14 protein-coding genes are annotated in these 18,170 nt (G+C 60.8%); 10 read left to right on the forward strand and 4 right to left on the reverse strand.

The features are described from left to right. The first annotated feature begins 48 nt into the window (after positions 1-48). The 3 genes from ACHPFG_RS17535 to ACHPFG_RS17545 all read left to right on the forward strand — a co-directional run bounded on the left by ACHPFG_RS17535 (position 49) and on the right by ACHPFG_RS17545 (position 2,256). A complete protein-coding gene (locus ACHPFG_RS17535) occupies positions 49-690 on the forward strand; it encodes a DUF1345 domain-containing protein (protein WP_431699965.1) in 642 nt (213 codons plus the stop codon). Positions 691-762: 72 nt separating this feature from the next. After that, the gene (locus ACHPFG_RS17540) at positions 763-1,602 is read left to right on the forward strand and encodes an AraC family ligand binding domain-containing protein (protein WP_431699966.1); all 840 of its coding nucleotides are present in this window, start codon (positions 763-765) and stop codon (positions 1,600-1,602) included. 54 nt (positions 1,603-1,656) lie between these two features. Next, the gene (locus ACHPFG_RS17545) at positions 1,657-2,256 is read left to right on the forward strand and encodes a LysE family translocator (protein ID WP_431699967.1); all 600 of its coding nucleotides are present in this window, start codon (positions 1,657-1,659) and stop codon (positions 2,254-2,256) included. A 52-nt stretch (positions 2,257-2,308) separates the two neighbouring features. Here ACHPFG_RS17545 and ACHPFG_RS17550 read toward each other — a convergent pair whose 3' ends face one another. The 3 genes from ACHPFG_RS17550 to ACHPFG_RS17560 all read right to left on the reverse strand — a co-directional run bounded on the left by ACHPFG_RS17550 (position 2,309) and on the right by ACHPFG_RS17560 (position 8,961). Further along, the gene (locus ACHPFG_RS17550) at positions 2,309-4,573 is read right to left on the reverse strand and encodes an autotransporter outer membrane beta-barrel domain-containing protein (RefSeq protein WP_431699968.1); all 2,265 of its coding nucleotides are present in this window, start codon (positions 4,571-4,573) and stop codon (positions 2,309-2,311) included. A 193-nt stretch (positions 4,574-4,766) separates the two neighbouring features. Continuing rightward, entirely contained in the window at positions 4,767-6,833 is a 2,067-nt protein-coding gene (locus ACHPFG_RS17555) for a hypothetical protein (protein ID WP_431699969.1), read from the reverse strand. Positions 6,834-6,984: 151 nt separating this feature from the next. Then, positions 6,985-8,961, reverse strand: a complete 1,977-nt coding sequence (locus ACHPFG_RS17560) for a hypothetical protein (RefSeq protein WP_431699970.1) — start codon at positions 8,959-8,961, stop codon at positions 6,985-6,987. Positions 8,962-9,205: 244 nt separating this feature from the next. On the opposite strand from ACHPFG_RS17560, the gene ACHPFG_RS17565 reads away from it, so the two are divergent. From ACHPFG_RS17565 to ACHPFG_RS17585, 5 genes are all read left to right on the forward strand, one after another. Next, complete coding sequence (locus ACHPFG_RS17565; RefSeq protein ID WP_431699971.1) at positions 9,206-10,225, forward strand: LacI family DNA-binding transcriptional regulator; 1,020 nt, start codon at positions 9,206-9,208, stop codon at positions 10,223-10,225. Positions 10,226-10,317: 92 nt separating this feature from the next. After that, positions 10,318-11,100, forward strand: coding sequence for a sugar phosphate isomerase/epimerase family protein (locus ACHPFG_RS17570; RefSeq protein ID WP_092488627.1), 783 nt, complete (start codon positions 10,318-10,320; stop codon positions 11,098-11,100). After that, positions 11,093-12,034, forward strand: coding sequence for a sugar kinase (locus ACHPFG_RS17575; protein WP_431699972.1), 942 nt, complete (start codon positions 11,093-11,095; stop codon positions 12,032-12,034). Before ACHPFG_RS17570 ends, ACHPFG_RS17575 begins: the two co-directional genes overlap by 8 nt. A gap of 45 nt (positions 12,035-12,079) precedes the next feature. Beyond that, a complete protein-coding gene (locus ACHPFG_RS17580; protein WP_431699973.1) occupies positions 12,080-13,378 on the forward strand; it encodes an MFS transporter in 1,299 nt (432 codons plus the stop codon). Continuing rightward, positions 13,375-14,352 (forward strand): NAD(P)-dependent oxidoreductase, encoded by a 978-nt coding sequence (locus ACHPFG_RS17585; RefSeq protein ID WP_431699974.1) that lies wholly within the window; start codon positions 13,375-13,377, stop codon positions 14,350-14,352. Before ACHPFG_RS17580 ends, ACHPFG_RS17585 begins: the two co-directional genes overlap by 4 nt. A gap of 54 nt (positions 14,353-14,406) precedes the next feature. On the opposite strand, the gene ACHPFG_RS17590 is transcribed toward ACHPFG_RS17585, so the two are convergent. Further along, on the reverse strand, positions 14,407-16,032 hold the full coding sequence (locus ACHPFG_RS17590; protein WP_431699975.1) for a methyl-accepting chemotaxis protein: 1,626 nt from the start codon (positions 16,030-16,032) through the stop codon (positions 14,407-14,409). A 232-nt stretch (positions 16,033-16,264) separates the two neighbouring features. Here ACHPFG_RS17590 and ACHPFG_RS17595 point away from each other — a divergent pair, with 232 nt between their 5' ends. Further along, a complete protein-coding gene (locus ACHPFG_RS17595) occupies positions 16,265-17,692 on the forward strand; it encodes a nucleobase:cation symporter-2 family protein (RefSeq protein ID WP_431699976.1) in 1,428 nt (475 codons plus the stop codon). A 13-nt stretch (positions 17,693-17,705) separates the two neighbouring features. Then, positions 17,706-18,167, forward strand: coding sequence for an LEA type 2 family protein (locus tag ACHPFG_RS17600; RefSeq protein WP_145337296.1), 462 nt, complete (start codon positions 17,706-17,708; stop codon positions 18,165-18,167). Positions 18,168-18,170: the final 3 nt, after the last annotated feature.

Below are 18,170 nucleotides of genomic sequence, written 5' to 3' on the forward strand. Positions count from 1 at the left end.
TTTGTGTGAATACGCTATAGTGGCTCCCCTGTCTTTCGGGGAGCCTCTATGCCTTTCCTTGCCCGCACCCACCCTCGCCTCTCCGCCGCCGCCGTGCTCGGCCTTGTCGTAGGCATCCTGGCACCAGCCGACACCCTCGCCAGCAAAATCCTCATTGGCTGGAACGCCGGAGTCTGGACTTACCTGGTGCTGATGCTGTGGCTGACCAGCCGTGCCAGGGCCGACGATGTAAAGCGCATCGCCGAAATCGAGGACGAGAACGCCGGGCTGGTACTGTTCACCGTGTGCATCGCCGCCATCGCGAGCCTCGCCACCATCACCTTCGAACTGGTGGGCAGCAAAGACCTGGCCACTTCCGAGCGCCTGCTGCACTACGGGTTCACCGGGCTGACGGTAATCGGTTCATGGCTGTTGATTGGGGTAATTTTCAGCGTGCATTACGCCCGCCTGTATTACACCTGGAACGGCAAGGAACCGGCGCTGCGTTTTGCCGAAGGGCTGTTGACGCCGAACTACTGGGACTTCCTGTATTTCTCCTTCACCATCGGCGTGGCGGTGCAAACCTCTGACGTCGGCGTCGCCACGCGCGGCATGCGCAAGGTGGTGCTGGGGCAGTCGCTGATCGGCTTTTTGTTCAATACAGCGATCCTGGGGTTCTCGATCAACATCGCCGCCGGGCTGTTCGGCTAGGCTGCACAAACCTTCTAGACGCAATGGCGCCGGCAGGCGCTAATACCCTTACACATTGCATGCTGGTGTTTTATGGCCGCGCACAATTGGATCGACTTGTCCCAGGACGCCGACACCGGCATCGAGACCCTGCGCGCGCATTTCGAGGGTCACGCCTACGACCCCCACTGGCATGACAGCTATCTGGTCGGCGTCACCGAACAAGGGGTGCAGCAATTCAACTGCCGCCGCACCCGGCACAACAGCGTACCGGGCCAGGTGTTCCTGGTAGAGCCTGGCGAACTGCATGACGGCGACGCCCCCACTGCGGACGGCTTCACCTACCACATGCTGTACCTCGACCCGCAGTGGCTGGCGCGGGAAGTGAGTGCGGTATTCGAAGAGGCGCCCCTCAACAGTCAACTGGGGTTTGCCAGCACCGTGACCAGCGACCCGCGCCTGGCCCTGGCCACCAGCCGTGCGTTCCAGACCCTGCACAGCGGCGAACTGCGCATTGTGCGCCAGCGCGCCATGGACCAATTGCTGGAGCGCCTTACGGCCCAACTCCTATGGCGCACCCGCTACCGTGAAGACCCGCGCTTGCCGCTGGTGGCCTATAAGGCGCGGGACTACCTGCATGCCCACCTGCAGCAAGACGTGGGCATGGACGAACTGGCCTTGACGTGCGGCGTCGACCGCTTTCGCCTGACCCGCGCCTTCAAGAGCGCCTTCGGCCTGCCGCCCCACGCCTACCTGGTGCAACTGCGCCTGGCCCGCGCCCGGCATTTACTGGCTAAGGGCGAACAACCGGCGGACGTGGCGATTGCCCTGGGCTTTGCCGACCAGAGCCATCTGGGCCGCTGGTTCATCCGCGCTTACGGCCTCACGCCCGCCGCGTACCGCAAGCGCTGCTCAAATCTTCCAGACAGGTAAGGCGCCGGCTTGTGAAGATCGACTCCATCGATTGGTTTACCGGAGTCCCCCGCCATGCTGTCCACCTTGCTGCCGTTCATGCTGTTCGCCTTCGTCGCCTCCATCACACCCGGCCCCACTAACCTCCTGGTGCTGAGCAACAGCGCCCGATATGGCTTCAAGGCCGCCTTGCCGATCATCCTGGGCGCCTGCGTCGGTGCGGCGGGGATTGTGCTGCTGGTGGGCTCGGGCGTGGGGCAAACCCTGGTGCAATTGCCCAAGGTGCAAACGGCAATGCAGTGGGCCGGTGTGGCCTGGCTGAGCTATCTGGCCTGGCAGATCTTCAGCGCACCGGTACCCGCGGTCGATGCGCAATCGATGCAAAAGCGCCTGGGCTTGACCGGTGCCGCCAGCCTGCAACTGATCAACCCGAAAACCTGGATGATGGCTTTGGCGGTGGTCAGCGTGTTTGCCGGCAATGGCGCCGAACGCCAGAGCCAGGTGCTCACCCTGTCCCTGGTATTTTTCCTGATATCGCTGCCCTGTCTCGGCGCCTGGGCTGTGCTGGGCGCGGGATCCAGCCGGGTCTTGCGCTCGGCGCAGGCCATGCAACGCTTCAACCGCTGCATGGCCTTGCTCTTGCTGGGGTCGACCTGGCTGGGCGTAATGATCTGAAGGCAAAAAAAAGGGGAAGCCGAAGCTTCCCCTGTTCAAGTGAGTGCGTGCCTTAAAAATCGTAACGCAGACCGAAGTTGACACCCCAGGGCTGATCGATCTTCTTGCCTTTGCTGGTTTCGACGTCGGCGTGCAGCTTGACGTTTTTCGATACAGATATCGCCACGCCAGCCGCCAGCTCGATCCGCGAGCCCGACAGATCATTGTTGAAGCTCTGATCGTTGACGAACACTTTGTTGCTCTGGTCGAACTCATGGGCGAGCGCGGTGCGCAGGTACGGCTGCAACACTCCGCCGCTGTCCAGCTGAATGTTTTTGCCTGCCGTCACGCCCACCTTACCGACCACGGAGCTGGAACGATCACCTTTAGCCTGCAGCCCGTTGGACAGCTCGTAGCTCTGCGCCTGGGTGATGGTTGCCGACAACTGGCCGTAAGGCTCGACGAAAAAATCGTCATCCAGCTGGATATGGCGACCTAATTCCGCCGACACGCCCACCGCGTTTTGCGCGTAGCTACCCTTGGCTTTCTTGCCATCGCTCATGGTCACATTGACGTCGTTGTGCAAACGGTTGAGCTTGGCGACACCGTCGAAATACAGGCCGCTCTCATCATCCAACCACGTGGCATAGGCGCCCAGGTAGTAGCTCTTGACCTCGCCATTACTGCCGCGGTTCAGACTCAGGTCCGAGGTACTGTGACCAGCCATCACACCCGCCAGCCACTGGCCGTCGCCGCTGGACAACGGTGCATCGGCACCAATGGTGAAGCCCTTCTGGGTTTGCGCATACCCGGCACCGTTCTTGTTGGCGGCGACCTCATATTTGTTGCCGTAGCTGCGCATCCACAGGCCATTGTCCTTGCCATCGCTGAAACGCAATTCCCCCATGCGCGTACGCAGGATGGACGACTCACCGTACAACACGGTCGGCGCGCTGTTGAACAAGGCCAGTACCGAATGGGCGCTGGTACTGGTGCCGCGACGCGTCGGGTCGAGCAGCCAGTCGGTGCCATCCTTCTGCAGGCCATAGGCGTAGGCGCCTATGTCCACGGTGTCGCCCACCAGGGAGAAGTGGGCGTCGCCGCCTTCGGTGTGCACCACCTTGATCGGCTGGCCGCTGGCCAGTTCCGAACCGGTGGCGTCCAGCAACAGGCTGTGGTTACCCTCGGCCTTGCCTTCCACGTTCAGGAAGTCGGTCTGGTGGGTGGAGAAGTCGGTGTGCATGACGAAGGTGCCATTGCCTTCCAGGCTCTTCACGTCCAACTGGTAGAACTCATCCGGCCCACCAAAGTGTACGGCGCCGCCGCCCATCTTCAAGGCGTCGACATTGCTGTCGCCCACCAGCATCCAGTTGGACGCGGTGTTCACGCTCAACTCGGCCACGTTCGTCAACTGGCCGGTCAGCCAGGAGCCATTGTTGAGCTGCACTTTCGCGCTGCTGCCGTCTTCGACCACGATGTCACCCACCAGGAAGCTGTGGTCGACGTTCATGTTGGCGGAGGAACCGCCGGTGACTTCCAGGATATTGCCGTTGCCGCCCTTGAGGGTCGAACCGTTGCGAACGTGAATATCCGCATCAACCAGCTCGCCGGCCTTCGAGCTTTCGACCAGGATCGCAGCACCGCTTTTTCCTTCTACATGCGAGCCCTCAAGTACCAGGAGGTTGGGCGCATCAGTGCTGCGGTCCATATCCATCCGCACACCATTGCGACCACCGGTGATCAGGCTATCGCTCGCAACGGCCTGGCCAAACAAATACAGGCCCGTACCATTTTCGGCAGTGCCTTGCAGTTCGGTTCTGTTGAGCGTCAGCGTGCTGTTACCGCTGACACTGGCGCCACGCGTGGTACCGCTGATGGTGCTGTTGGACACCCAGGCGTCAGCGCCGTCCTCGCCGCCGACTGCGCGGGAAACGACCAGGCCGATCCCGTTGCTGTGGGTGAGTGTGCTGTTCTGGATCGAAAGCGTGCCGCCACTCACGAAGACCGCTGCGGGCTGCGTGGCACGGGCAGTGACCTCGGCGCCATTGAGACTCACGTTCGAATTGAATGCCGTAATGTCTTGAGTCTGGCTGCCTGGGTTAACCGTCAAGGTCGCAGACTGGGCGCGAATTTGCCGGGTGATGGCACCTTCAACCGTCAGGCCGGAGCCAGGCTGCAGCTCGAAGCTGTCCGGCGGCGGGCCTGGTCGCACGGTTTCATTGGGCCCCGTTACCACTCGGGCTTCGGCGACACCCGCCATGAGCACCATCAAAGAGACAGCGTTTGCCTTCAAGGCAACGCTTAAAGGATTAAGTTTGAAATTGAAAATTGACGACATTGTACGAACCTCTGGGGTTTGGCATTCCTTAACAAATGGCCGGTACCGAAGAGCGTGGGACCCTGCCAATCAAGCGGCGCCAAAATTACCGAGAGTCGTTCCCTGTTTATGTAGGATTAGTCTTAATTGATCTGTCTCAATGTCGATAAAAAGCCGGGGAGCAGTTTGCTGCTCCTCGGCTTAGTTGCGCCATTCAGGGTGCCGTAGGCACCGGAGTGTTGTCACAGTAGGTCGGCGTTGCACCGGTCTTGATCGCACGTGACAAGTGCAACGCATCACTCGACGTCAAAGGCCCTGAGGGCGTTTGAATGGTGTAGTCGATCCTTGCCGACCCCATCAACCGTGACCCCTGGTCAGGCTGGATCAACTTCATGATGGTGGAGAAAGGCCCGAGGTTCACTTCAAACCCCAGCGCGATCATAGCTGGCGTCAGCGGTATGGAATCAGTGAAACCTGCAGCTGCGGGCACTTCAATCGTACCGGTATTGTCGCTAAAGCCCCTCCAATTCACCCGAACCACCATGAACTGCTCGAACAGGTTTGACGGCGGGATATACACGGTGACGTTCCCATCCGTATTCAACGGCCTTACCGTACTGCAGTTGATGATGCCGGGCGGACCGCCAATCAACTCCAGGTTGCGCACCTCTGGCTGGGCAAGCGCCAGGACGTTGGCCTTAACGTCCACCGGCGTCACGATAGACTCCTGTCGATTCGTGCTGGTGGCCGTACCGATGGTGTAATACACCTGTTTCAGAGGCGGCGCGTTGCCATGCTTGGCGATCAACGGCCATGGAATCTGTAGCGCAGGCGTGACCTCCTCATCGGCCATCCCCCCCGTGATGAGCCGGGTGGCAGCCAACTCGCCCTCGTAGAAAAGCCGGATGACAAAATCCTCGGTGTCAGGGGTAGGGGCTGCACTCCATAACCTGATATAGGCATTGGCAGGCCGGTTCGCGTGGATCGGCAACAACTCGTTGTCACCACCCTCGTCCCCAACCGAATTCACCCCCCTGATCACAACGGGATTCAGGTCGGTGTTCACCAGGTCGGGTGGGTCGGTGGGGGTCGGCCCGACCACGTGCAGGTTCAAGTTGATGGTCGTCGACGGCGCCGGCGGGTACGTGACGGATCGACGCTTGACGACGTAAGTAACGGTCAGTGGCAGGTCCCCCATCGATGCCCCATACAGGGCCACCAGGATATGGAACGGAACCGTTATAGCGACCGGAAAGGTGCTGCTTCCCAGTGGGTTGCCGGCAAGGGTTTCAGTACCGATACTGGTCGATAACGTGATGTCAAAGTAATCACCGTCATCTCCCCGCTGGAAATCATCATAGGCCGGGATTCGTATAATCATCCCCAGGTCCAGGGAAGCATCGACGCGGTCGAACAGGCTGTCACCCGGGAACGCCCTGTTGATCAAAGGCTGTCTCAGGTTCCTGGGCACGGGCATGAATGCAACGTCAAAAGACAGGGACAACGAAAGCCGACTGACGTTATCGGCCGCGTCCAGCAGTTCATAGCGAAGGGTGTTGAAGCCGTCCTCGCCCGCCTCCACGACACTCTTGGGAAATGGAAACCTCAAGTCCGTCACTGGCCAATCCACCTCGGTAGAAGGCGGATCAGGCGCATAAGGGGTGTCGGAGCCGTTGTAGTACATCCTCAGCCTGTCCCCGGGTGCCCGCCCCTGCGTGACGTAGTCCGGAATCGAAAAAAACAACCGATCGTTGGGGGCCGGCGGGAAGTCAGCCAAGTCCAGCGGCAGTGTCAGGCCAGGCGGCAGGATCGGCGCCGGAGGATTATTCGCAGAGGATGCGTACGGCGCATCGGTATCGACAATCAAGCGCAGGGGATCCGACTCACTCAAGTTCGGAATCCGGACGATATACACCTCGTACTTGATATCCCAAAAGCCGGGGGGCCGCCGGCCGCGAACGATATTTGTAGTTGCAAAGGCTTGGGGTAACGTCGCATCGAAACTGAACTGGAACGTTATAAACGGGTCTCCGTACTCAGCTTCATCCGCCGGCTTTATAAACACACGCACGGTGTCAGGGCTGCTCGGATCATTGCTGTAGTCTTCCCAGCGCGGAATACGCAGTTCCAGGTTTTCGGCCAACGCCTGCTGCCGGCTGATCAACCCGGGAAAACCAAGTACAAAATCAGCTTCCGGCGCCGCCAACTCCGCCAATAACACCGGGGGCGGATTCTTGGCAGCATTGAGTTTGGCAAAATAATCTCGCGTTTTTTTATTCATCATCAATCTCCAGTCAGTTTTCCTTCGTGGGTGACGAACAACAGCGATAGACCTATTCGTGTTAACCCTGCTTCATCCTTTACGACTTTCCAGCCAACCAACATCAACACGTGTCGCCTGCACATCTGCACCCGGGCATGCGCCGGTCACGTTACTTCTGTCCGGTCAGCGTCGGAACGCCTTCAGAGGTGCAACTGATGACATCGCCAGCCTGGCAGTACCCGCCGGCGGGGTACGCCAGATCAATCCTGATATTTCGGATGATCGATTCACCTATCTTCGACGGACCGCGCCACACCTCATACCAGGCTCGGGCGGTGCTTTGATGGCGTAACGAAAACACCACCGGATCGTAGGGCGTTACCACAAACCTCAACCCATTGGCCAAGTCTGCGGGGGTTGTGAATGACCGACGCTCAGTGAACCGGCTGGCTTCCACCACCGGATCAACCCAACCGTTATTGTTATAGCCATGGGTGAAGAAGCGGATTTCATCATTCAGCTCGAAGTCCGCATGGGGCACCACATCCCACGTAACGCCATGAAAGATTTCCGGGGAGGAGCAACACGTGAGGAAGGTGTTCGTGCCGCCAAGCAACGTGTGCCGGATAACCGGTTGAGGGAAGCTGAGCAAAGCGCCCGTATTGACATCGACCGGGGTGTTCCCCGACTGCTGCTGGTTAACACCATTATCAGTGGTGTAATAGACCGGCAACGCCGGGTTGATGATGCCCTCCATAACAGCCCACGGAATAACGCTGGAAAACACCAATTGACCTTCTACCTCTCCCACTTGAACCGTCTTGGTCGCTATAGGGCCGATACCATTCCAAAAGAACCGCAGTATCTGGCCGGGCTGCGGGTTGTCATAAAGGAACACACGTGCACGGGCGCCTACATCTTTGTCTCGGTGATCAACCACATTGGGTTCGTCCGACACCAGGCCGCGCACTTCAGCCAGCGGCAGATTGAGGTTAAGCAACGCAGGGGCCCCCGCATGGTCCTGCCCGGCAACGGTGAAGTCCTGCTGTATACGAAGGGCAAATGAAGGGAAACTCACCAGGCCACGGATGATCTCGTAACGCACCCGCACCTCCTCTGCCACCAGGACCGGCGCCGGCCCGCGCAGGGTCAACCAGGGGATCGGTACCTCGGTGACTACGCCATCCAGAACCGGCACATCGACCACCGCGCGCTCGTCCCAGAACACCCGAACCTGGTCGCCTGGGGCCCAATTAAGGTAAGGGTCAATTAACACAACGACACCGTCTCGCGCGTCATCACGCTTGATCAGATTATCGTTGTAGGCTGGCGGCCGGATATTAGGCCTGGGAAGAGGCGTACCCGGGCTCGCGATCACGTCCAGCACGAACGGTAAACCGGCACTGCGCGTGCTGAAATTACCGGCCTCGTCGAACACCTGATAAAAAATATAAGCCATTCCATTGTTCAAACGACGAAACGCGTCAGCGGGTAACTCGATGACCAATGGGTCCGAGATGTTTTCAAGTACGTAATCCCCATCGGGAGCAGCCGCAGGCGGGTTTGGACTGTTGGAGAGAAAAATTTCAATACGATCCTTGTTCGCTCGCCTAAGGTAAGGCGGCATGTTGAACCGCACCGGGTCGTTGACCGCGAGGTAGGCCTCATCGACGCCGTTGATCGGTGGGATGACAAAGCTCAGTTGATCATCCGGCCTGAGCAATTCCGGCGAATCCAAATCAATGGTCAGCGTAACCTTTGGGTCAAGCTCGCTCAGTTGACCTTCCGAATCAATCACTCGATAAAACAGCTGCGCGGTGCCGGAAGGCGGCTCTATGAGCATTTGCAATGGCACGTGCATATCAATGAACGCCGGTAATGGCGGAGGAGGCGCATTGACGATTTTGAAATCAGCCTGTCTTTCGCTGCCACCACGCAACCAGAGAAGCTGCAACCTGTGAGGGGTGTCCAGCGGTTCGGGCGAAGGGAGCCACATGGGGATCCTGACCAGCAAAGGCGCCAGTAACAGCGAGGCCCGCACCAGCCCCCTGGGGTCAAGAGGATCGACCCCCGGAATGTCCATCGGATCCAGGGCGAGCACGCCGTCACGTCGTACAGGGGGGGGAGTCAGCTTTGATACGGACATTATCGTTCCCTTTTAATTTAATGGTGGGCTGCAGAAGCGTCGTCCCATCACGTTTAAGGAAAGTAAACGCCCGATCACCCGTTCCGGATACTGTCAAAACTCACAGGTGGAGGGTGCCATTCGTCGGCTTTGCCTGAATGGTCATCACAGGAAGGCCCGAAGATTAACTTGACGTCCACTGGGTACATGGTGTTTTCTGAAACCGGTTTCAGTGCAACTCAACTCCAATAAGAAAGGCGCTACCGTGACTCCATTTTCCGCCGCCCAGCGCAGCCGCGTGACCATGCTCGACGTCGCCGAGCACGCCGGCGTATCCAAGGCCAGCGTGTCCCGTTTTATCGGCGAAGACCGCGCCCTGCTCTCCGATGCCATCGCCCTGCGCATCGAACAATCCATCGAACAACTCGGCTACCGCCCCAACCAGATGGCCCGCGGGTTGAAACGTGGCCGCACGCGCTTGATCGGCATGCTGGTGGCCGATATCCGCAACCCCTACTCCATTGCCGTGATGCACGGCGTCGAAACCGCCTGCCGCCGGCACGGCTACAGCCTGGTGGTGTGCAACACCGACCGCGATGACGAACAGGAGCGCCAACACCTGGCGGCGCTGCGCTCCTACAACATCGAAGGGCTGATCGTGAACACCCTCGGCCATCACCTCGACCAATTGCTGGAACTGCAACGGGAATTGCCCCTGGTGCTGGTGGACCGCAAGGTCGAGCCGCTGCACAGCGACCTGGTGGGGCTGGATAACCCGGCGGCGGTGCGCATGGCGGTGGAGCATCTGGAACAGCAGGGTTACCGCGAGGTGTTGCTGGTGAGTGAGGCCTGCGATGGCACCAGTTCACGGCAGGAACGCCTGGACAGCTTCAAGGGCGAAATCGCCCGGCACCCGGCGCTGACCGGCGCGGTGCTGGAGCTCGATGATGCGCTGGAACAACGCCTGCAAGCCTTTCTCGCCAACCCCGGCCCCAAGGCCCTGTTCTGCGCCAACGGCATCGCCGCGCTGGCCTGCACCCGCGCGCTCAAGGCGCTGGACTGCAACCTGTTCGACGACGTGGGGTTGATCGCCCTGGATGACCTGGACTGGTACCCGCTGGTGGGCAACGGCATCACCGCCCTCGCCCAACCCACCGAAGCGATTGGCGCCAGTGCGTTCGATTGCCTGCTCAAGCGGTTGCGCGGTGACACCGAACCGACCCGCACCCTGGATTTTTTGCCCCAGTTGATCATCCGAGGCTCAACCCAGCGCCCCTACACGTAGCCGCAGCCTCGCCAAGGCTCGGCAGCGGCAACGGCAGAGTCGATTCGATATTTAACGTGAAAAAATGAAACCGGTTTCAGAGGTAAACAACAATGCACAAATACCCCGTTTCCATCAGCCTTTCCAGCTACGGCGCCGACCTGGTCCGCCAGCAAGGCCAATTGAGTTTTGTCGAGCTGCTGGCCGCCGCCGGTGCCCAGCGCATCGAATGGCGCGAAGAACTGCTGACCGTTGAGCAACCCGCCGAATTGGCCCAGGCAGCCGCCGCACAGGGCTTGGAGTGCGTGTTCTCATCGCCCCTTGAATTGTGGGTCGCCGGCCGCGCCCAGCCGAATGCCGAACTGAACGCCACCCTCGACCGTGCCCAGGCCTTTGGTGCGCGCTGGCTGAAAGTCTCCCTCGGTTATTTCACCGACACCAACGACCTGGAAAGCCTGCACGCCCTGCTCGCCCGCCACCCGGTCAAGCTCTTGGTGGAAAACGACCAGACCCTGCACGGTGGACGCATTGAGCCGATGCAGCGCTTCTTCACTGAAGTCGAGCGCCTGGGCCTGCCGGTGAAGATGACCTTCGATATCGGCAACTGGCAGTGGCAGGACCAATCCGCGTTGACCGCCGCACGCCTGCTGGGCCGGCACGTCGACTACCTGCACTGCAAGGCTGTGGCGCGCCGCGCAGACGGCAAGCTGGTAGCGCTGCCGCCCGGCGCCACCGACCTGCATCTGTGGGAACAACTGCTCAAGCACATGACTCAAGGCATTACACGGGCGGTGGAATTTCCGCTGCAGGGCGATGACCTGGTCGACGTCACTGCGCAACAAGTGGCGGCCCTCGCCCTCCTTGGCCAACCTCGTGGGGAGAATGCCCATGTCTGAGATCGATATTCTGTCGTTTGGCGAAACCATGGCGATGTTTGTCGCCGAGCAGACCGGCGACCTGGCCCAGGTGGCGCAGTTTCACAAACGCATTGCCGGCGCCGACAGTAATGTCGCCATCGGCCTGTCGCGCCTGGGCTTCAACGTCGCCTGGCTGAGCCGGGTGGGTGATGATTCCCTCGGGCGCTTTGTGGTCGACACGCTGAAAAAAGAAGGCCTGGATTGCCGGCATGTGGCGGTCGATCCGCTGCACCCCACCGGTTTTCAGCTCAAGTCCCGCGAAGAAGCCGGCGATGACCCGCAGGTGGAGTACTTCCGCAAGGGCTCGGCCGCCAGTCAGTTGTCCGTGGCCGCCATCAGCCCTGCGCTGCTGCAGGCCCGCCATCTGCATGCCACCGGTATTCCGCCGGCCTTGTCCGAGGCCACCCGCGAGCTGTCCCGCGAGTTGATGACCCAGATGCGCAAAGCCGGGCGCAGCGTGTCGTTCGACCCGAACCTGCGTCCGTCGCTATGGACCAGCCAGGCGCAGATGATCGACGAAATCAACGCCCTCGCCAGCCTCGCCGACTGGGTCTTGCCGGGCCTGGGCGAAGGCCGTCTGCTCACCGGTTTCGACGACCCGGCGGATATTGCCGCGTTCTACCTCGACCAGGGCGCCGAAGCCGTGGCGATCAAGCTCGGCCCGGACGGCGCCTACTTCCGCACCCAGCTGGACCAGGGATTCGTCGCTGCCGTGCCCGTGGACAAGGTGGTGGACACCGTTGGCGCCGGCGATGGCTTTGCCGTGGGCATGATCAGCGCCCTGCTGGAAAACCTCAGCTTCCCCGAGGCGGTGCAACGCGGCAACTGGATCGGCAGCCGCGCCGTGCAAAGTCGCGGCGATATGGAAGGTTTGCCCACCCGCTCTGAATTACCCACCCGATCCGTCGCTTGACCCACACCCTGTTGCCACAACTACAACAAGCTCAGGAGCAACCTTATGGAAACCGTGAAACTCGCCACCCGCCGTTGGTGGTACATAATGCCCATCGTCTTTATCACCTACAGCCTGGCCTACCTGGACCGCGCCAACTACGGCTTCGCCGCCGCCTCCGGGATGGCCGAAGACCTGATGATCACCCCCGGCATGTCGTCATTACTGGGGGCACTGTTTTTCCTTGGCTACTTCTTCTTCCAGGTGCCGGGCGCCATCTATGCGCAAAAGCGCAGCGTCAAGAAGCTGATTTTCGTCAGCCTGATCCTCTGGGGCGGGTTGGCCACCCTGACCGGCGTGGTGTCCAACGCCTACATGCTGATCGTCATCCGCTTCATGCTCGGCGTGGTCGAGGCCGCCGTGATGCCGGCCATGCTGGTGTACCTGTGCCACTGGTTCACCCGTGCCGAGCGCTCGCGGGCCAATACCTTCCTGATCCTCGGCAACCCGGTGACCATGCTGTGGATGTCGGTGGTGTCCGGCTATCTGGTGCAGCATTTCAGCTGGCGCTGGATGTTTATCATCGAAGGCCTGCCGGCGGTGCTGTGGGCGTTTATCTGGTGGAAGCTGGCGGATGAAAAACCCGCAGACGCCAAATGGCTGAGCGAACAGCACAAAAAAGACCTGGAAAGCGCACTGGCCGCCGAACAGGTCGGTATCAAGGCGGTGAAGAACTACGCCGAAGCGTTCCGTTCGCCCAAGGTGATCATCCTGGCGCTGCAGTTTTTCTGCTGGAGCATCGGCGTGTACGGCTTCGTCTTGTGGCTGCCGTCAATCCTCAAGAAAGGCCTGCAGATGGACATGGTGGAAGCCGGCTGGCTCTCGGCCCTGCCCTATCTCGCCGCCGTGATCGCCATGCTGGCGGTGTCCTGGGGCTCGGACAAACTGCAAAAGCGCAAGCGCTTCGTGTGGCCGCCACTGCTGATTGCTTCCATCGCCTTCTACGCCTCCTACGTGTTGGGCGCCGAACACTTCTGGTGGTCCTACACCCTGCTGGTGATTGCCGGGGCTTGCATGTATGCGCCGTACGGGCCGTTTTTTGCCATCGTCCCGGAAATCCTCCCCGCCAACGTCGCCGGTGGCGCCATGGCGCTGATCAACAGCATGGGCGCCCTCGGCTCGTTCGGCGGCTCGTACCTGGTGGGTTACCTCAATAGCAGCACCGGCTCGCCCGGCGCCTCGTACCTGCTGATGAGCGGCGCGCTGATGCTGTCGGTGGTGCTGACGATTTTCCTCAAGCCCGGCGCCAGTGACCGTGAGCGCGCGCCGCTGCCTACCCTCGAATTGAAGGTAAAAACTCAATGAAAAAATCTGTGGTTTTATACAAGAAACTCTCCGCACCGCTGATGGCGCGCCTGCATGAACACGCCGAGGTCACGCTGATCGAAGCGCTGGACGAGACCGGCCTGGCCAAGCTGCGCGACGCCCTGCCCACCGCCCATGGCCTGCTCGGTGCCAGCCTGCGCCTGGATGCCAGGCTGCTCGATCTCGCGCCGCAACTTGAAGCCGTGGCCAGCGTGTCCGTGGGGGTCGACAACTACGATATCGACTACCTGACCCAACGCGGCATCCTGCTCAGCAACACCCCGGACGTGCTCACCGAAACCACCGCCGACACCGGCTTTGCGCTGATCCTCGCCACCGCCCGCCGAGTGGTCGAGCTGGCGGACATGGTGCGCGCCGGCCAGTGGAACAAGAATATCGGCCCGGCACACTTCGGCAGCGACGTGCATGGCAAGACCCTGGGCATCATCGGCATGGGCCGCATTGGCGAAGCCTTGGCCCAGCGCGGGCATTTCGGCTTTGGCATGCCGGTGCTCTACCACAGCCACTCGCCCAAGCCGGCGGTGGAACAGCGCTTTGGCGCGCAGTACCGCAGCCTCGACGACTTGCTGCAACAGGCCGATTTTGTCTGCCTGACCCTGCCGCTGACCGCCGAAACCGAGAAGCTGATCGGCGCCGAGCAGTTTGCGCTGATGGGCCCGGAGACGATCTTTATCAATATCTCGCGGGGCAAAGTGGTGGACGAGGCGGCGCTGGTCGACGCCTTGCAACAACGTACGATTCGGGCGGCGGGTTTGGATGTGTTCGAAAAGGAACCGCTTGATCACGGCTCGCCGTTGCTGCGTTTGAACAATGTGGTAGCGACCCCGCATATCGGCTCCGCAACCCATGAGACGCGGGAGGCGATGGCCACGTGTGCGGTGGATAATCTGTTGCAGGCATTGGCGGGTGAAAAACCGAAGAACCTGGTCAACCCGGGTGCTTGGAAGCAATAAACACATGTGGGAGGGGGCAAGCCCCTCCCACATTTTTGCCAGTATTCCAAATACTTAGATAACGAACCTCGCCACCATCCCATTCAAGTCCACCGCCAGGCGCGACAGTTCATGGCTGGCGGCAGTGGTCTGGTTGGCGCCCGCCGCCGACTGAGTCGCCAGGTCGCGGATGTTTACCAGGTTGCGGTCCACTTCGCGGGAGACCTGGGCCTGTTCTTCGGACGCGCTGGCGATCACCAGGTTGCGTTCGTTGATCAGGCTGATGGACTGGGTGATCTGCTCCAGGGCCACACCGGCGGCACGGGCCAATTCCAGGGTGTTTTGGGTGCGCTGGTTGCTCTGTTGCATCGACTGCACGGCTTCACCGGTACCGTTTTGGATGCCGGCGACCATTTTCTCGATTTCCTGGGTCGACTGCGCCGTGCGATGGGCCAGGGCCCGCACTTCGTCAGCCACCACCGCGAACCCGCGACCGGCTTCACCGGCGCGCGCCGCTTCGATGGCGGCGTTGAGCGCCAACAGGTTGGTCTGTTCGGCAATCGCGCGGATCACGTCCAGCACCTTGCCGATGTCACGGCCCTGGGTGGCCAGGCCTTCGATCATCGCGGCGGTGTTTTGGACGTCCTGGGTCATGGTCTGGATCGCCCCGACGGTTTCCACCACCCGGTCGCGGCCTTCGCGCGCAGCCTGGTTGGACTGGTTGGAGGCCTCGGAGGTGGACACCGCATTGCGCGCCACTTCTTCCACCGCAGCGGTCATCTCGTTGACCGCCGTTGCGGCCTGGTCGATTTCATTGTTCTGCTGTTGCAGGCCCCGGGACGCTTCCTCGGTCACGTTGCTCAACTCTTCAGCCGCCGAGGCCAGCTGCGTGGCCGAACCGGCAATGTGCTGGATGGTCTGACGCAGGTTGGTTTGCATGCTCGACAAGGCGTTGATCAGGCGCGCGGGTTCATCGTTGCCATTATCTTCAACGACGCTGGTCAGGTTGCCACCGGCGATGGTTTCAGCCACCTGAACAGCTCTACGCAAAGGCATGACAATGCTGCGGGTCAGCAACCAGGCCAGCAGCACCGTGAGCAGCGCAGCGCTGACCGACACCACGATAATCCCGGTGATGGCGCTGGTGTAGCTCTGCCCTGCGTGGTCGTCGGCTTGCTTGGCGTTGGCGGCATTGATCGCAATCAGCTTGTTCAACTGCTCGCCCATCTGGTCGGTGCCTTCCTTGACACGGGTATTGATCAGGGCGCGCATCTCCTCGACGTTGCCTTGCCTGGACAACGTCAGCATGTCCGCCTGGGCCTTGAAGTAGTTATCCAGGGTGCTGACAAATGTCTTGTACAGCGCCGCTTCCTCGGTACCGGCAGGTAATGCCGCGTAGCCGGCCTGGGCCCTCTTCACCTTGTCGACCAGCACGCCGATGCGCGTTTCGGCTTCCTGCAGGGCGGCGGGCTCGCGGTTGACCAGTACTCGAAATGACAGAATACGCATGCGCAGGACGTTCTCCGTCATCTGCCCCAGGTACGTCACGCTGGGCAGTTGGTTCGCGCTCATGTCCACCGAGGCTTGGCGGATCAACGTCATGCGGTTGGCCGCGAACCCGCCCAACACCACCACTAACAGGGCGATGAAGGCGAAACCGAGGGAAGCTCGAGGGGCGATATTCAGGTGACGGAGCGACATAAGGGTGATCTCGATATGAAGTGGCGGCGCGCGTCCATGCCACGAAATGACCAGCCAGCGTCAACGCACTGCCTGACCTCGGCCATCACTGTTGTTTTTGAAGGTGGGCCTATAAGCAGTATCGGCAGGAGTCGGGGTTTTATGCAGGGTCTTTATAAATATTTTTTTACACTTCTGACGCTGAGCAGTTTCTGGCATCCTGCGCCTCCCTTTTCTGACCCGAGCCCTCATTTTGTCTGACGCTCAAGCCCCCCGCCCCCGCTATAAGTCCGACCTGATCTATGGCCTGGAAGATCGGCCGCACTTCAGCGCAGCGATGTTTGCCGCGTTGCAGCATGTGCTGGCCAGTTTTGTCGGCATCATCACCCCCACCCTGATCGTCGGTAGCGTGCTCGGCCTGGAAAGCGAAGTGCCCTACCTGGTGAGCATGGCGCTGTTTGTGTCGGGGCTCGGCACCTTTGTCCAGGCGCGCACGTTCGGCCCCATTGGTTCGGGGCTGCTGTGCCTGCAAGGCACCAGTTTCTCGTTTATCAGCGTGATTCTCAGCGCGGGGTTCATGGTCAAGGCCCGGGGCGGCGGCACCGATGAGATCCTCTCGACGATCTTTGGCATCTGCTTTTTTGCAGCGTTTATCGAAGTGGTGTTCAGCCAGTTCATCGGCAAGCTGCGCAAGCTGATCACCCCGGTGGTGACCGGCACCATCATTACCCTGATGGGCCTGTCGCTGATCAAAGTGGCCGTCACCGACATGGCCGGCGGCTTTGGCGCCAGCGACCTGGGCGCGGCAAGCAACATGGGCCTGGCAGCCCTGGTGCTGCTGACCATCGTGGTGCTCAACCGCTTCAATAACCCGTTCCTGCGCCTGGGTTCGATCGTGATCGGCCTGGCCTTGGGTTTTGTGGTGGCCTGGTGCCTGGGCCGCGTCGATATGGCGGCATTGCCCCAGGTGCCGCTGATCAGCGTGCCGGTGCCGTTCAAGTACGGATTTTCGTTCGACTGGGTGGCGTTTATCCCAGTGGCGGTGATCTTCCTGATTTCGCCCCTGGAAGCGGCCGGTGACCTGACGGCCAACTCGATGATTTCCCAACAGCCGGTCAAGGGCCCGCTGTACATCAAGCGCATCAAGTCGGGCCTGCTGGCCGACGGCCTCAATTCGGCCATGGCCGCGACCTTCAACAGCCTGCCGATGGTGACGTTCGCCCAGAACAACGGCGTGATCCAGTTGACCGGCGTGGCCAGCCGCTACGTGGCGTACTTCATTGCCGGCCTGCTGGTGCTGCTGGGCCTGTTCCCGATGATCGGCGCGGTGCTGCAACTGATGCCCAAGCCGGTGCTGGGCGGCGCGACCCTGATCATGTTCGGCACCGTCGCCGTAGCCGGCATCAAGATCCTCGCCGAAGCCGGGCTGCATCGCCGCAATGTGCTGATCGTGGCGATCTCCCTGGGCATGGGCCTGGGCGTGGCCGCCGTGCCGGAAGTGTTGCGCGACCTGCCCAAGGCGCTGCACAACATCTTCGAATCGCCGATCACCGTGGGTGCGTTCTGTGCAATCCTGCTGAACATTTTCCTGCCGGAAGCGTTCATAGAGCTGGAAGAAGATGAATTTGATCCGGAGTCCTCTACCCTCAAAGTGATGCAGGACCCGGACGTCACGAAATAGGAGCACCCTTTGTATGCGCAAGCTCATGGTTCTATCGCTGTTGCTGCTGAGCTTGAGCGCCTGCGCGCTGTTCCCCAACCGCGACCCGGTGAATATCAATGTGGTGGGCATCGAGCCGCTGCAAAGCCAGGACCTGGAAGTGCGCTTCGCCGTGAAGCTGCGGGTGCAGAACCCCAATGAAACGGCGATCGACTACAACGGCGTGGCCCTGGACCTGGAGGTCAACGGCCGGCCGCTGGCGTCGGGAGTGAGTGACCAGAGCGGAAGCATCCCACGTTTTTCCGAGACCGTGCTGGTGGTGCCGGTGAGTGTTTCGGCGTTTTCAGTGCTGCGCCAGACCTTGGGCCTGAGCCAGACCCAGAGCTTGAACAACCTGCCCTATGTGCTGCGGGGCAAACTGGCGGGTGGGCTGTTCGGCACGATGCGCTTTGTGGACCGCGGCACGCTGGACTTGCCGAATACCGCGACCTGGTAATGA

Source organism: Pseudomonas sp. BR20, from assembly GCF_050780135.1.
Taxonomy (GTDB): Bacteria; Pseudomonadota; Gammaproteobacteria; order Pseudomonadales; family Pseudomonadaceae; genus Aquipseudomonas.